This window comes from Cytobacillus gottheilii, from assembly GCF_900166665.1.
Lineage (GTDB): Bacteria > Bacillota > Bacilli > Bacillales > Cytobacillaceae > Cytobacillus > Cytobacillus gottheilii_A.
The window spans coordinates 2983361-2997811 of the sequence record NZ_LT800494.1 but is presented as its reverse complement, the minus strand read 5'-3'; the positions used below and the strand labels follow the sequence as shown (position 1 = coordinate 2997811).

The following is a 14451-nucleotide window of genomic DNA, read 5'->3' as shown; positions in this document are numbered from 1 at the left end:
TCTCCTTCTATTTTTTCTATTAATCGCTTAAACACTAAGTTGAGCGGAGTGAGATAATATACTATAATAGAACTTGAACTGAGGTGAATACAAATGAGTTTAGATATTTTTGGCTTCAATGCGTTGTGGAGTCCGTCGCTATTTTTAATGCTGCTGGTTGTATTAGGAGTTTATTTCCTCTTACTTACTAAGTTTCGCAGTAAATTTTCAACTAGTGAACCACTTACAAAAAAAGAAGCCGCATATTTTACAACAGGCATTATTTTGGTGTATATCATAAAGGGGTCTCCACTTGATTTAATGGGGCACTTAATGTTTTATGCACATATGATTCAGATGGCTGTGCTTTACTTAATTACTCCAATCTTTTTCATATTAGGTATTCCAAAATGGGTTTGGAGAGCAATGCTTGCTAAAAAAGTGATTGGCAAGCCATTTAATTTCTTCACTAAACCGCTCGTTGCCTTAATTTTATTTAATGGTTTGTTTTCCTTTTACCATATCCCCCTTATTTTCGATACGGTCAAGATTAATTTCTGGCTGCATGAGGGCTATACAGCTATTCTTTTTATCGTTTCGATCATTATGTGGTGGCCGCTTATTAATCCGCTTCCAGAGCAGGAAAGACTTAGTGGACTTAAAAAGGTCGGATATATCTTTGCTGATGGAGTATTATTAACCCCAGCATGTGCTTTGATTATTTTCGCTGACACACCTATGTATGCAACATACTCTGATCCTAACGCATGGGGACAGGCACTTGCTCTTTGCGTGTCACCGACTGTATTGGGCAGTTTAGATTTAAGCGGACCTGAATTGTTCAGTTCCATGTCTCTTGTTCATGATCAGCAGCTTGGCGGCGTTATTATGAAAATCATTCAGGAAATTGTATATGGGTATGTTCTTGCTCTAGTTTTCTTCAGCTGGTATAGAAAAGAGCAAGAGGATACTGATCTGCAAAATGAAAAGCTTTTAAATCCGCAGCCGATTGAATAAAACAATCAACTAAAACTGCCTTTTAATTTTATAGGGCAGTTTTTACTTTTGTACTTAAAAATGCATTATTTTAAGTGATGAGCATCATGTCAGTGTCAGTTTAGAACGTAATTTATCAGTTAACAAAATCACATTTTCTAGAAAAAATATGAACTTTTACTGAACTTTTTCGGAAAAGACTGTATCGCTGTTGAAAAGTACGCTATATTTTAATAGAATGAGCAATATGTCTTTTATTGCTCTATGTATACATATATAGCCAGAGAGGAAGTTACTATGGATTATTCATTGCCGATTTTGCCGACAATTAGTACAACTTTTATTGTTCTCAGTGCCATTATGGTTGCAATTGGCTGGGTTCAAATTAGCAAAAGAAAATTAGAAGCACATAAAAAATCAATGTTTTTTGCCGGGCTTTTTGCGGTTATTTTCTTTATCATTTATGCAAGCAGAACGATCTTCATAGGAAATACTGCTTTTGGCGGTCCGGATGATATTAAAATTTACTATACCATTTTTCTTATTTTCCATATCACTTTAGCTACAATAGGAGCAGGGCTTGGAATTACTAGTTTATATTCTGGCTATAAAAATAAACTGAGACTCCATAGAAAGCTTGGGCCTATTACGAGCATTGTCTGGTTTTTCACGGCCATTACGGGTGTAGCTGTTTACTTACTTCTCTATGTTTTCTATCACGGAGGAGAAACTACTTCTGTCATTAAGGCGATCTTAGGATTCTAACCAATATAACAGCGGAAATTGCATTCCGCTGAGTATAAAAATCTGATCGAAGAGACTGAAAAACATGGTTATATCAGTCAAAAATGACCCGAACGATTAGGAGAATCTATTTTCTCACTAATTTGTTCGGGTTTTTTGCATTCACTTTTCATGAAAACAAAATGAGTGGCATGGCTATTTCCGTCATGCCAGACACTTTTAGGTTTTCAAAACACAAAAGGTTATTATTTTTAACCTTTGCCGTCACCTTTTGAAGCACACATGAATTTATTGTATAAAGCCATTTTGCAGAGAAGGGTGTGAGGGACGTTGCCGAAGAAAAATGAAAGTGCTGCTGAACAGAACCAGATTACAAAAGGCATCATAACCACCATTGTTGAAGCAAATATTGCTGAGTTTGACCATATTGAGATGTATAAACGGATGGTGTTTCCAAATATAGTGAACATACCATTTACAGAAACAGCAGCCTTAATGGATCAAGAGAAGCAAAAGATAGACGTAAAGGTAAATGTAATGGTAGTCAATAAGTTATCAGTGATACAGAAATTACCGGAACTTCAGGAAAAGATAGCAGAGGAAATAAGTGCTTTTACAGGAGCAGATGTGAGAAGGGTAGACATTGCAATCATGAAATATATGAAATAAAATGTTTTCACAATAAAAAACCAGACGTTAACGATTCGTCTGGTTTTTACTCTGCATCAAGCAAAGTGCGACAGCAGGCTATTCTATGCTTGTGCAAATTTCTCAACTTCGTTTTTAATATCTGTAAGGATTTTTTCGCATTGACTAACAAGGCTCTTTGGAAAAGATTCTCCTTCTCCGTATTCAACGCCATGTGGATAGTAGTGCTTGCCTAATAACGGTGTCATGATTTGAATGAGGGCTTTGTGAGCGCCTACATCTCCTTCAGCAGCATAACCGAATACACGTAAGTAGTATACTCCATCTTTTAATTCAAATTTGCGATCATATGTAACTCTTTCGTAATCCCATTGACCCTCACGGACTAATCCGTATGAAAGCATAACTTCATCAAGGCGGCTTAGGTCAGCCTTTAACTGATCCAGCCCAATGTTTTCAAACTTCATATTGATTCCCCTCCTACAATCATTCCCTGCATAAAAGCAAGGAAAAATGCGTCATTACTACAAAAATATCTCAAACTTAATAATAGTAGAAAAAGGCTGAAGTTGCAACGTTCATGAAGGAGAAAACCTAAATCCTCAACAATTTATATTGGTTTAGCTCTGTATTGGCAGAAAGATTGGAATGAAGTGGTCGTCCCACAGGAAAAGAGTAGCCTAGAGTGGTACTGTAATCAATAATCTCATTCTAAAAAAACAATCGATTTCAAAGAATTGTTTATAACATTTTTTAAAGAATTTAGAAGATGTTATACTATTTAGAAAGGACAAACATATAATGATAGAGAAAATGATAGAAGGGAGGATGAAATTTGCGAAATTTAGTTAGAATTTTAGCACTTATAGCTGCATTTTTACTTATTTGGCTTTATTTTGATTTTACAAGTGAAGAACAGGAAATCTTAATTCCTGAAGAAAATGCTGAACCACAGCAAAATCAAACGTTAGAGCAGGCTGATGAAAGCAATTCAGGGATTGAAATGCCGGAAAATGGGCTAGCTACCCTGATCGGCAAGTCTCAGCAAGAGCTTGTAGATTTATATGGAGAACCGCAAAGGATCGATCCTTCTTTATACGATTATGAATGGTGGATATATGCAATAAATGATCATAATTATATGCAGATCGGAATTGAAAATGAACAGGCGGTAACTGTTTTTGCAACTGGCAATGAAACGGATGTGGCTCCTTTTAAAATTGGTCAGGCTGCTTCTGAACTCTATGCATCCATCTTTGCGGATGCAAATGTAAATATTGAATATAATGATAGCTCTTATCGTTTTGAATTATCCGAGGAAGATTTAAATACACGACCGATTATCCGGCTTGGTGATGTGTTTGCTCTCCTTTATATAGATAAATTTACAGGTAGTTTATCGAGTGTGAGGTTCGTAAATACAGAAACACTTATAAAACTGAGACCGTATGAAATGGTGTATAGAGGTGAACTGCTGGAGGCTGGGACGGAAGCTGAGGACAACGAGCTAGTTAACAGAGGGATTGAGCGCCAAATTTTAGACATTACCAATGTACTTCGTGTCCGCCATGAGGTACAGCCGTTAGAATGGGATGATAAAACAGCACAAGTGGCTCTAGGACATAGCATTGACATGTTTGAAACAGAAGTATTCTCTCATACATCAGAAAGGTATGGAGAGCTATCCGACCGTCTTGAAGCTGGAGAGGTTACTTATCTTTCGGCAGGGGAAAATATTGCAGCAAATTATATCGACGCACCAGCTGTCGTTGAAGGCTGGCTTAACAGTAAAGGCCACAGGGAAAGTCTTCTGAACGAAAAATTCACCCACCTTGGAGTAGGTGTTATTGAAAAGCATTACACCCAAAACTTTATTGAAAAATGGCAGCAATAAAAGAGGTTTTGTCAGGCGTTTCTTATCCGTAAGAAACGTCTTTTTTTATCAGAATTTTTTTGCTAGGATACCGTGCATTTCTTTGCATGGCAATATGAAGTAAGAAACATAGAAATAAAGAATCCCTTAAACATTCACATTTTTAGGCTGAATACATATCGTATTATAGGCACTTGTAACAGAATGAGGTGAGCAAAATGGCGGAAAAAAAACTCCATCCTTCTGTCGAGAAATTTAAGGAATTTGTAAAAGGCCATCCTGAGCTTGTGAAGGAAGTCAGATCAGGAAAGCATACATGGCAGGAATTATATGAAGACTGGTACCTGCTTGGTGAAGAGGATACAAGGTGGAATACGTCTAATGACAGTGATGAGCAGAAGGAAACTGATGAAGATAAGAAATCTGATTTTATGGCGACGCTTTTGGGATCGCTAAAGAAAATGGACCCCAATCAAATGCAAGGGTATGTTCAAAATATCAGTCAAGCATTGGCAGCCATACAAGGAGTAATTGGCAATTTCCAAGGAGGAGGAACGGACAGTAAATCTCCAGGAACTAATCATAATCCTCCGCCAAATCCGTTTGGTTTTCGTAAAGATTAAGGAGTGAGAATACGTGAGAAGAGAAGTAATGGAATATATAGAACAAAATCAGGAGCTAAGAAATTTTATCCGGGAACAGCCTCATTGGTATCGGACACTTACAAGGAACCCAATGGATCTGCAAGCATTAGAAATTGCTTCTTTGCATCATCATCGGAAAACGATTCCTCATCATGTTGAAAAATTTAATAACGGAGTGCAGATGGCCTCGATGATGATGGGGATGTTTCAGGCAATGAACGCACAAACATAGTCTTCTTATAAAGGGGACTATGTTTTTCGCATTTGTATTTTGCATTAATGAAAAGCTTAGGTATTGGCTATCGTAAGAATTTAATGAACGAATTGTGGTCTGTCATTCTGTATTACTTGATATAAACTTTTTATAAAAGTAAGAGTAAAAAAGATCACTCCTGTGAAGAATAAGGCACAAAGGAGTGAAGCGTAAATGAGAATGATACGGCTGCTTTGTTTGATGATTGCGTACTCGGTGTTTTTGTCTGCCTGCGGAAATGAAATCCCTGAGCCTGAAACGAAGCTTGTTGTTGAACCTATACATATATTTGAAGGGGAAGATGGACCATTATCAGTCCAAGCTGCTGCTTCGGAGAGTGTTCCTCAGTTCTTTGTCAGACACCAGGTTAAGGGAAAGAATGTTTATGTTGAGTGCATCATTCCTGGAGTGTCTTTCCGGGAAGATAGCGGAGAAGACAGAGCAAAAATCGGTTTACGTATTAATGGTCGTAAACAAGAGGATATCACATCAGCTGCATTTATCATTAAAAACCTTTCTTCAGGTACCCATACCATCCAGTTGGATGTTTTGAAAAAGGATGATAGTGCATATCATAAGGATATGAAAAAAGAATTCACTGTACGTGTTCAGTAGCGGAGACTTTAGCTTTCTTTTCATTCATGATAAAATATGAATTGGAGGTGAGCTAAAGATGCTTGCTACTTTAGAAACAATGGAAATATTAGATGCTGCGGATGAACTCTCACTTATGATCATGCAATCAGAAGCTGCTGAGGAATATCGCGCACGTTTAAATAGCTTGAAGAATAGCAAAGAGAGCCAGCAGAAAATAGCTGCCTTTGCGGAGCTGAAGGAACTCTATGAAGAAGTTCAGCGTTTTGGCAAATATCATCCTGAGTATAAAAGAGTGATGATGACGATCCGGGAAGTTAAACGGGAAATGGATATGGATGAAAATGTAGCACAATTCCGTTTAGCAGAAAATCAATTGCAGAATATGCTTGATGAGATCGGTATGATGATTGGAAAGTCAGTTTCACTAAGCGTTAAAGTTCCAACAGGAAGTCCATACTTTTCTTCCAGCAGCTGCGGTGGCGGCTGTGGGTCTGGCGGAAGCTGCGGCTGTTCAGCCTAATATAGAATCATTAATTGGAGAAGCAAAGCTGCTTCTCTTGTTTTTTAATTTCTGAGCGATTGTTGTTTTAATAATTTGTACAATTGATCAAAACTCCAGCTCAGACGAGTGAGGAGTATCACACAGCAGGAGCGATCATCACGCCCCGCTGGAAAGCGAATACTCCAAAAGTCTAATAAGAGTATCTGATTTTAAAAATAGATTTAAGTTATGTTCTTGCGTATTTGGGATATTGAATTGAACAAAAAAAGCCTTTTATGCTAGACTATAGAAAATAATGTCATTGTGAGGGAAATATATGCTAGGTCAACGGCAAGGGATTATTGTTTGGCTTTATTCACTAAAACAAGCCAAAATGTTAAGAAGATTTGGGAATGTCCATTTTGTATCAAAAAGGTTGAAATACGTAGTTTTGTATTGTGACATGGACGAAACAGAAGCATTAATCAATAAGTTAAATGCATATTCATTTGTTAAAAATGCTGAACCCTCATATAAACCATTTTTAAAAATGGAGTTTGAAAACTCAAAGCCAGATAAAGCAAAGGAATACGATTATAAGATGGGCATTTAATAAGAAAAAGGCGGGGATACATCCCGCCTTTTTTTATTATTGAAGTGGCGGAATGCAATGATTTAATCGCAAGATGCCGATTAAATACTGGTAAAATAACTCTTTCTCCGCAAATTCCGCTGAAGATTTTACTTTTAACTCAATGATTGTCTGTCCCATTTCATTTGCTTTCTCCTGAAAAAGGTCGTAGCGCTTGTTTTTCATCAGGTTTGGATTCGGTATACCCTCCAGGCAAATGTACAGCGGCTGGAAATTTCCTTCTGCAGTTGGTTTTAATACAACAGCAAGTGAAGTAACCTCTTTATGGTTTATACTTGTATGAAATGCCATCATTTTTGTAAGACGATGTTTATTAGCAGATGCAATTTCAAGAAGTTCATATAGGTCAGAGTACCCTTCACCTAACTCAATAAATCTTTGAATCATTGTCATGCCTCCATTATTCACGATAAATTGTTTACATCCTTTTGGCTAAATGTATTTAAAAAACGCTTTTATACAATTTTACCTAAAAATAAAAATTATGCCAAACGGTGTATTTTGCTTATAAAACGGTAAATTTCTTGTGACGTATGTCCCTGTTTTTGATACACTTTAAAAAAAGGACATCTTGTTCATCATAAGGCAGTTTGTTTAAATTGTGAATAGTAGGCTACAAGGAAAGGGCTGCCTTATTTTCAGCATGAATTTTAAAGGAGAATGACGATGTGGAGAGCATTTTTACTGATAATTATAATACTGTCGGCATCCATAAGCGGTATGCTTTTCTGGCAATGGGAGGCCTTCTCTGAACAAAAAGACCCAGACAGTTCGGAAACGTCAAATATAACTCAATCAATATCTATCTATACAGCATCAAATGAATTATCGGTTCATCAAAAAGTCAGCGGGTTAGCAGAAGGGGTTATTTATGAAGCAGCACTGCCTCAACAGCTGTTTAACTTTAAATGTGTTGATACAAATGGGAACCCTTGTATTGCAGAGAGTGAGGAGCCATACTTTTATAGCAGTGAAGACGGTCAATTACATTTCTCGTATACAATTCCAGTTGAGGATAGAGGCAATTCCTTTTTATTAGATCACTGGACAGTTGGATTAGTGGATACGAGCATTTCTAAGACACATATTGAAGTGACAGAATCTGTGAACAGGGATGGCACCTGGATGGCAGGATTACCTTTACAGGGGTATAAAGAAAAGGAATATATTGATTACTTCTCGTTTGAGGGAAGTGGGGATGTATCTCCTTTATATTGGCAGGCATCTCCCTTGACTTATTATGAAACAGATACCGGTTTTAATTACTATGCTGAACAGCCCGTATTGGAGTCTTCATCCTTTGAAGCCATTAGCGAATTGAATGATTTTCATAATTTGTCAATTGTTATAACAGATCAGCATCAGCCTTATGAAAGCGGCTCTTTAATGATTGAGAATAAAGAGATAACGGAAAAAGCATTAGAGCATAAACTGTTAATACATTATTATCATAACAAGTTTGCTTCTTTGGAACTAGCTGAAGACTGGCTTGCAGACGTGTTTGTTGCACAAACGCTGGGGAATGAGGCACATACACAAAAAGGGAAAGCAATTTTGTCAGATATGAATGAAAAACTGTCAGAATTTGAGCTTGATCTCTTCTTTTCATCCATTCATAATGAGCCGCATGAACTAACGGCCGAAAAACTTGATTCAGCACTAACAAAAATTATGGAATTACGGACAAGCTTTTATACTCTTAATAGTCAAAGTGATGACTTTATCCCCTTATTTTACTATGATGATCGCACATTGATTGTCCAAGGAGAAGAAAAGGAAAACAATGTGATTTATGAAGGGGCAAGAAGTTTATTTCCATTAAAGGAAACACTAGAGTACTTCGGCTATCATGTTCAATATTTGCCTGAGCAAGAGACAGTTTTAATTCAAAATAAAGATAAGAGCTATCGCTTTTATTTAAATAAAAACATTTTTATTTTAAATGAAGATAATTATGGATTATTGCAAAACCCATTAACCATGATGTATGGAAGCATCTATATGGAAAAGCAATGGCTAGATTCCATTTTTAATTTGCAAATTGAAGAAAATTCTTCTGAAATATCAATCAGTGTTAACCAATAGCACATCAGGCTCAGGTCCAAACCGGATGAACTGCCCGTGCTGTCATGAATGATTTTGAAGAAAAAAAAGAAAACCCTGCAGATTTCTGCAGGGTCCTTCTATATCCTATAAGGGATAGAAGGCAAAGGGAGAGGAGAAACCGGAGGAAGAACTTATGGGGAAACGTAAGTCTTCTCCGCGGTTGGCAACAGCATCCTCGAATAGATGCTGTTAATTACAGTATTTCCACAAGAGAGGTCATTATACACATTTGGAAAAAATAATATTTAAATAAGACTCTTTTTTGAGCAATTGGTGTTTTGTAGAATGACATACTAAAAGATGTTTTAGTATTATGTTCAGTAAGGCGAAAGAGTGCGAGACACCTCTGCAGGCTTGGTATCTCTCCGCTGGAAAGTGAGTACTTCGTATTGTAAACTTTGTCCATATATGTGGAAGTAACAAAGTTTGCGAAAACAGTCTATATAAAGAAAAAAATGAGAGCGATTACAAAATATTGGTTGGATTGCGAACGGCAAATATGATAGGATAGGGAAGAAAAAAATTGAAAATAGTAGCAGTGGTGATAATATGAGAGTTGTTTCAGGTTCACAGAAAGGGAGAAGCTTAAAGCCAGTCCCCGGAAACACTACCCGTCCGACAACTGATAAAGTGAAAGAAGCATTATTTAATATGATTGGTCCCTACTTTGAAGGTGGCCTGTGTCTTGATTTATTTGCCGGGAGCGGCGGATTAGGCATTGAAGCACTCAGCAGAGGTGTAGACAAAGTGATTTTTGTTGATCGGGATCGGATGGCAATCCAGACCATTCACGATAATATTGCAGCAAGCGGTTTTACTGAACAAAGTGAAGTCTATCGTAATGATGCTGAAAGAGCCTTAAAGGCGATTATTAAGAGGGAGCTTGTATTTGATTACATATTTTTAGATCCTCCATATAAAAAGCAGCAGCTAGTAAAATTAATTGAAATGATAGATAAAGAGGACTTGCTTTCGGAAAAAGGCATGATTATCTGCGAACATGGTTCAGATGTGGACCTGCCTGAAAATGTTGGCGGTTTTGAACAATATAAGCATGAAAATTATGGTATGATCTCTATTTCCATTTATAATAAATAATGGTATTAAGGCATAGGACCTGATTTTTTTGTCCAAACGCTGAGAAAACAAAGTTTTTACAACAAGTCTTCATGATTTGTTATCCATAGTTGGTACATTAAGTGTGTGCATATTGGGGGTATATTGATGAAGGTAGCAGTTTGTCCAGGAAGTTTCGATCCCATTACGTTTGGGCACCTGGATATTATTAAAAGAGGCGCTAAAGTGTTTGACCAGCTGCATGTGGTTGTGTTAAACAACTCTTCTAAAAATCCACTATTTTCTGTAGAAGAGAGAATAGAATTAATTAAAAACGTAACAAGTGACATTCCAAATGTGAAGGTAGATTCTTTTCAGGGACTGCTTGTTGACTATGCTAAAAGTGTTAAGGCCAGTGCGATTATTCGCGGATTGCGCGCTGTATCAGATTTTGAATACGAAATGCAAATCACTTCTATGAATAGAGTATTAGATGATGCAATTGAAACGTTTTTTATGATGACCAATAATCAATACTCTTTTTTAAGCTCCAGTATTGTAAAAGAGGTCGCAAAATATAATGGCAATGTATCAGAGCTTGTGCCAGCAATCGTTGAATCTGCTCTGAAAGAGAAATTTGCTGAAAATAAATAAGCCCCCTTTAAGGGAGGCTTATTTATTTTGCCAGGGTTCTCTTTGCCAGAATAATTGTATAAACCATCAACGCCAGAATGGTCACTAAAGGACCAATCTCTGCCATTGAATCAAGCATTTCTTTTGGCATAAAGCCTTCACCAAGATTAAAAACAGGAATGGCATTAGAAGTCGGCTCATTGCTGTAAAAGCGAACATAAATTGGCGCCCATAATAAATAAGCGTAAAAAGCAGCAAAACAACTGTGAAGAATTCTTGCAAAAAAGAATGGCTTAAAACGAATATCTGTTTGAGCCAGTATGCTGGCTACTTGGGCTTGTACGCTAAAACCGCTAAAGCCAAGTACAAAGCTGACGATAATTGCCTGGTGCATTAAAGTGGATTCATCCACCTGACTGGCCATCTGGCTGCCAAAGGTGATCTCAAAAAGTCCTGAAATGAGCGGCAGACTAAGTTCAATCGGGAAATGAAGCATGGTCAGAGCCATTTCAATGCCTTTTGCTAAAAAGGCCGTTATGCCAACATGGAAGAGCATTTTATTAATTACCGAGAATAAAATGATGAATCCGCCAATCATTAATAATGTTTGAATAGAAGACATGACTGCGTCACCCAGTAACTTTCCAATAGGGCGATTATCGTTGATTCTTGTTTTATGTAAGGCTGATAAAGCTTTACGAAGCGATGGTGCTTTTTGTCTTTCTTTATGTTTTTTGTCTTCTTTGTGGCCGTGAAACCTCATCAGCAGGCCAACGGTGAAATTGCCTAGATAATGGGCGAGTGCCAATATAACACCAAGCTTGGCGTTTCCAAAAAAGCCGACTGAAACAGCACCAAATATAAACAGAGGGTTAGAACAATTTGTAAAGGAGACGAGCCTTTCCGCTTCTACTCTTGTTAATTGCCCCTCTTGCCGAAGTCTGGCAGATAGTTTGGCTCCAGCGGGAAATCCGGAAGCCATTCCCATTGCCCATGCAAATCCACCTACACCAGGCACCCGAAATAAAGGACGCATAAGCGGTTCAAGCATAACCCCGATAAATTTAACAACTCCGAAGCCAATCAGCATTTCAGAAACAATAAAAAAAGGAAGCAGCGAAGGAAAAACAATTTCCCACCACATATCTAATCCTCTTATGGAAGCATCTACAGACTCCTGCGGAAATGAGATGAGCGAAATGGCCATCATCGTTACAGAAAGTGCAAGAACAATGGTTTTTAATTTTGAACGAAACAATGCAGATCCTCCCTTTGCTTAAGTAAACATACTGTGCAACACATTTCATTTAGTGATAAAATATGTTTTAAATAATGATTGCCTTACTGGCATCGCCTTTCGCCTGGCTTGTCTTATGCTTGGGGCCCACAGGATGTGGGTTGTGCAGACGTTGCCACAGGACGTGGCGAACTTAGTCTGCGTTCATTAAAAGGGCAAGCGCCTTCCGCTTTTTGAATTGTCTAGCTCCGGCGGCTAGCCGCTCGAGGTCATAAGTCAATCTGTCCTAAAGGTTAAAGAACAACCTTTATGCCAGCTTGTCTTAAGCTTGTCGGGTCTGAGCAAGCCACTTCCGCTTTTCTTATTGTCTAGCTCCAGGCGCTAGGGACTCGAGGTCTTAAGCCAATCCATTCAAAAGGTCAAAGAACGACCTTTCGCCTGGCTTGTCTTAAGCTTGTCGTCCCTGAGCAAGCGCCTTCCGCTTTTCTGGGTACCATATTAATCAATATACTCATACATATGGAAAATAGACCATAAGAATATACAAGCATGGTAACTGAAGGAGGGAATCCTTTGAGTCGTCCAAAAGTTGGTCTGGCACTTGGATCTGGGGGAGCGAGAGGCTTTGCCCATTTAGGTGTTTTAAAAGTATTAGAGGATGAGGGCATACAGGTTGATATGATTGCAGGCAGCAGCATGGGCGCGATGGTTGGCTGTTTTTATGCTTCTGGATTAGAGTTATCCAAGCTATATAAATTTTCTAAAGGATTTAAGAGAAAATATTATCTTGATTTTACTGTTCCGAAAATGGGATTTATCTCAGGAAAAAGAGTAAAAGAGCTCATTCGGATTTTTACGCATAATAAACGTTTAGAGGAATTAAATATTCCGATCCGGGTTGTTGCGGCCGATCTTCTTACAGGAGAAAAAGTTGTTTTTCAAGACGGTCCAGTAGCTGATGCGGTTCGGGCAAGCATTTCAATCCCAGGGATTTTTGTGCCTGAAAGAGTCAATGGCCGGCTGCTTGTTGATGGAGGAGTGGTTGATCGTGTACCCGTATCCGTTGTTAAAGAAATGGGTGCCGACATCGTCATTGCTGTGGATGTCTCTCATGTAAAAGTCAATACAGAAATAACTTCGATATATGATGTAATCATGCAAAGCTTAGATATCATGCAAATGGAATTGGTGCTCCATCGTGAAATTGCCTCTGATTTTATGATTAAGCCAAGAGTGGAAATGTTCAGTGCTAAAGCTTTTACCAATATCGAAGAAATCATTAAGATTGGCGAGGAAGAAATGCTCAAGCAAGTTAATGATATAAAAAATTATATTTTAAGCTGGAAGGAGCCTGCACCAGAATGAATAAACGCTTTTACACTCGCTCCTTTATAATCGTTGCGATCATAATTATGCTAAGTTCTTTTTACCATCTTCCTTATTATGTATCCAAACCGGGTATGGCAAAAGAATTAGAACCTATCATAGATGTTGAGAACGGCTATGAAGAAGAAGGAAGCTTTATGCTGACAACAGTCAGAATGGGAAAAGCAAACATTTATGCCTATCTCATCGCGAAAATGAGCAAGTATCAACAGATTCATCCTGTAGAAGATATACGTGCTGAGGATGAGACAGATGAAGAATATAATGTCCGTCAGCTCTATTTAATGGACTCATCGAAACTGTCTGCTATTGAAGTAGCCTATAAAAAAGCGGGCTTGCCTGTTGAGTTTGATTATCGGGGCGTGTACGTATTAAATGTATTGCCTGACATGCCAGCTGACGGCATTTTAGAGCCAGCTGATCGTATTTTTGCAGTTGATGGTACAGAATTTGAATCCTCACAGCAATTTATTGACCTTGTTGCTTCGAAAAAAGATGGGGATGAAATCATGCTTACATATGAGAGAAACGGCAAAACTGAAGAGGCAGCCTTGACAGTTGATATCCTTCCTCAAACTAAAAAACCTGGTGTTGGCATATCACTTGTTGACGACAAGGAGATAAAAGTCGATCCAGAAGTGAAAGTGGATAGTTCAGATATTGGAGGACCATCTGCCGGATTCATGTTTTCTTTGGAAATTTACAATCAATTGGTTGAGGAAGACTTAACAAGAGGCTATGAGATTGCTGGTACTGGAACGATGAGCAGTGATGGAACCATCGGGCGCATCGGCGGAATTGATCAAAAGGTTGTTGCGGCAGATAAGGCAGGGGCCGAAATTTTCTTTGCTCCAAACGAAAACGATGCTGACAATTCCAACTTTAAAGAAGCATCCGCTGCTGCAGCTGATATTAATACCGATATGAAAATTGTGCCTGTAGATAACTTTAATGAAGCAATTGAATATTTAATGGCACTAGAAGAAAAATAAAAATGAAGAAGAGGCTGGGACAAAACGAAAATACTCTTTCTAAAACACGAATGTTCATTTTCAAGGTTTGGGTGTATACACAAGCCCGTTCCACCTGCGCTACGGACCCTCGCTTTCCGTGGGGAGGAAGCTGAGCTCCTCGTCGCTGTCGTTCCTGCGGGGTCTCACCCTTTC

Annotated in this window: 18 protein-coding genes; 15 read left to right on the top strand and 3 right to left on the bottom strand. The window is 38.2% G+C overall.

Going from position 1 to position 14451, the window contains the following annotated elements:
• Nucleotides 1–93 precede the first annotated feature (93 nt).
• From ctaG to B7E07_RS14735, 3 genes are all read left to right on the top strand, one after another.
• Nucleotides 94–996 carry a cytochrome c oxidase assembly factor CtaG gene (ctaG, locus tag B7E07_RS14745; protein ID WP_080846611.1) on the top strand — a complete coding sequence of 301 codons (903 nt, stop codon included), beginning with the start codon at nucleotides 94–96 and terminating at the stop codon, nucleotides 994–996.
• Nucleotides 997–1272: 276 nt separating this feature from the next.
• Nucleotides 1273–1740: a DUF420 domain-containing protein gene (locus B7E07_RS14740; protein ID WP_080846609.1), complete on the top strand. Its 468-nt coding sequence runs from the start codon at nucleotides 1273–1275 to the stop codon at nucleotides 1738–1740.
• A 309-nt stretch (nucleotides 1741–2049) separates the two neighbouring features.
• Nucleotides 2050–2388 (top strand): hypothetical protein, encoded by a 339-nt coding sequence (locus B7E07_RS14735; protein WP_080846608.1) that lies wholly within the window; start codon nucleotides 2050–2052, stop codon nucleotides 2386–2388.
• An 83-nt stretch (nucleotides 2389–2471) separates the two neighbouring features.
• Here B7E07_RS14735 and B7E07_RS14730 read toward each other — a convergent pair whose 3' ends face one another.
• Nucleotides 2472–2834, bottom strand: coding sequence for a YugN family protein (locus B7E07_RS14730; protein WP_080846606.1), 363 nt, complete (start codon nucleotides 2832–2834; stop codon nucleotides 2472–2474).
• Nucleotides 2835–3202: 368 nt separating this feature from the next.
• Between B7E07_RS14730 and B7E07_RS14725 the strand changes: the two genes are divergently transcribed.
• The 6 genes from B7E07_RS14725 (at nucleotide 3203) to B7E07_RS14700 (ending at nucleotide 6828) form a co-directional block, all read left to right on the top strand.
• Nucleotides 3203–4261, top strand: a complete 1059-nt coding sequence (locus B7E07_RS14725; RefSeq protein WP_080846604.1) for a CAP domain-containing protein — start codon at nucleotides 3203–3205, stop codon at nucleotides 4259–4261.
• A gap of 197 nt (nucleotides 4262–4458) precedes the next feature.
• Nucleotides 4459–4863 (top strand): YlbD family protein, encoded by a 405-nt coding sequence (locus B7E07_RS14720; protein WP_080846602.1) that lies wholly within the window; start codon nucleotides 4459–4461, stop codon nucleotides 4861–4863.
• Nucleotides 4864–4891: 28 nt separating this feature from the next.
• The gene (locus tag B7E07_RS14715) at nucleotides 4892–5116 is read left to right on the top strand and encodes a YlbE-like family protein (RefSeq protein ID WP_373886073.1); all 225 of its coding nucleotides are present in this window, start codon (nucleotides 4892–4894) and stop codon (nucleotides 5114–5116) included.
• Between the two features lie 195 nt (nucleotides 5117–5311).
• The gene (locus tag B7E07_RS14710) at nucleotides 5312–5752 is read left to right on the top strand and encodes a hypothetical protein (RefSeq protein ID WP_080846599.1); all 441 of its coding nucleotides are present in this window, start codon (nucleotides 5312–5314) and stop codon (nucleotides 5750–5752) included.
• A 58-nt stretch (nucleotides 5753–5810) separates the two neighbouring features.
• On the top strand, nucleotides 5811–6254 hold the full coding sequence (locus tag B7E07_RS14705; protein ID WP_080846597.1) for a YlbF/YmcA family competence regulator: 444 nt from the start codon (nucleotides 5811–5813) through the stop codon (nucleotides 6252–6254).
• Nucleotides 6255–6552: 298 nt separating this feature from the next.
• Nucleotides 6553–6828, top strand: coding sequence for a YlbG family protein (locus B7E07_RS14700; RefSeq protein WP_066446944.1), 276 nt, complete (start codon nucleotides 6553–6555; stop codon nucleotides 6826–6828).
• A 36-nt stretch (nucleotides 6829–6864) separates the two neighbouring features.
• Here B7E07_RS14700 and B7E07_RS14695 read toward each other — a convergent pair whose 3' ends face one another.
• Complete coding sequence (locus B7E07_RS14695) at nucleotides 6865–7254, bottom strand: DUF7147 family protein (RefSeq protein WP_080846595.1); 390 nt, start codon at nucleotides 7252–7254, stop codon at nucleotides 6865–6867.
• A gap of 279 nt (nucleotides 7255–7533) precedes the next feature.
• Here B7E07_RS14695 and B7E07_RS14690 point away from each other — a divergent pair, with 279 nt between their 5' ends.
• The 4 genes from B7E07_RS14690 (at nucleotide 7534) to coaD (ending at nucleotide 10683) form a co-directional block, all read left to right on the top strand.
• Complete coding sequence (locus B7E07_RS14690; protein WP_176215211.1) at nucleotides 7534–8952, top strand: stalk domain-containing protein; 1419 nt, start codon at nucleotides 7534–7536, stop codon at nucleotides 8950–8952.
• Nucleotides 8953–8996: 44 nt separating this feature from the next.
• Nucleotides 8997–9215, top strand: coding sequence for a hypothetical protein (locus B7E07_RS23940; RefSeq protein ID WP_218970429.1), 219 nt, complete (start codon nucleotides 8997–8999; stop codon nucleotides 9213–9215).
• 307 nt (nucleotides 9216–9522) lie between these two features.
• On the top strand, nucleotides 9523–10071 hold the full coding sequence (gene rsmD, locus B7E07_RS14685; RefSeq protein ID WP_080846592.1) for a 16S rRNA (guanine(966)-N(2))-methyltransferase RsmD: 549 nt from the start codon (nucleotides 9523–9525) through the stop codon (nucleotides 10069–10071).
• Between the two features lie 123 nt (nucleotides 10072–10194).
• Nucleotides 10195–10683, top strand: coding sequence for a pantetheine-phosphate adenylyltransferase (gene coaD, locus B7E07_RS14680; protein ID WP_139785641.1), 489 nt, complete (start codon nucleotides 10195–10197; stop codon nucleotides 10681–10683).
• A 22-nt stretch (nucleotides 10684–10705) separates the two neighbouring features.
• Here coaD and ylbJ read toward each other — a convergent pair whose 3' ends face one another.
• Nucleotides 10706–11920: a sporulation integral membrane protein YlbJ gene (ylbJ, locus tag B7E07_RS14675; RefSeq protein WP_080846589.1), complete on the bottom strand. Its 1215-nt coding sequence runs from the start codon at nucleotides 11918–11920 to the stop codon at nucleotides 10706–10708.
• Between the two features lie 552 nt (nucleotides 11921–12472).
• Between ylbJ and B7E07_RS14670 the strand changes: the two genes are divergently transcribed.
• Nucleotides 12473–13264 carry a patatin-like phospholipase family protein gene (locus B7E07_RS14670; protein ID WP_080846588.1) on the top strand — a complete coding sequence of 264 codons (792 nt, stop codon included), beginning with the start codon at nucleotides 12473–12475 and terminating at the stop codon, nucleotides 13262–13264.
• Nucleotides 13261–14277 (top strand): SepM family pheromone-processing serine protease, encoded by a 1017-nt coding sequence (locus B7E07_RS14665; protein ID WP_080846587.1) that lies wholly within the window; start codon nucleotides 13261–13263, stop codon nucleotides 14275–14277. Before B7E07_RS14670 ends, B7E07_RS14665 begins: the two co-directional genes overlap by 4 nt.
• Nucleotides 14278–14451: the final 174 nt, after the last annotated feature.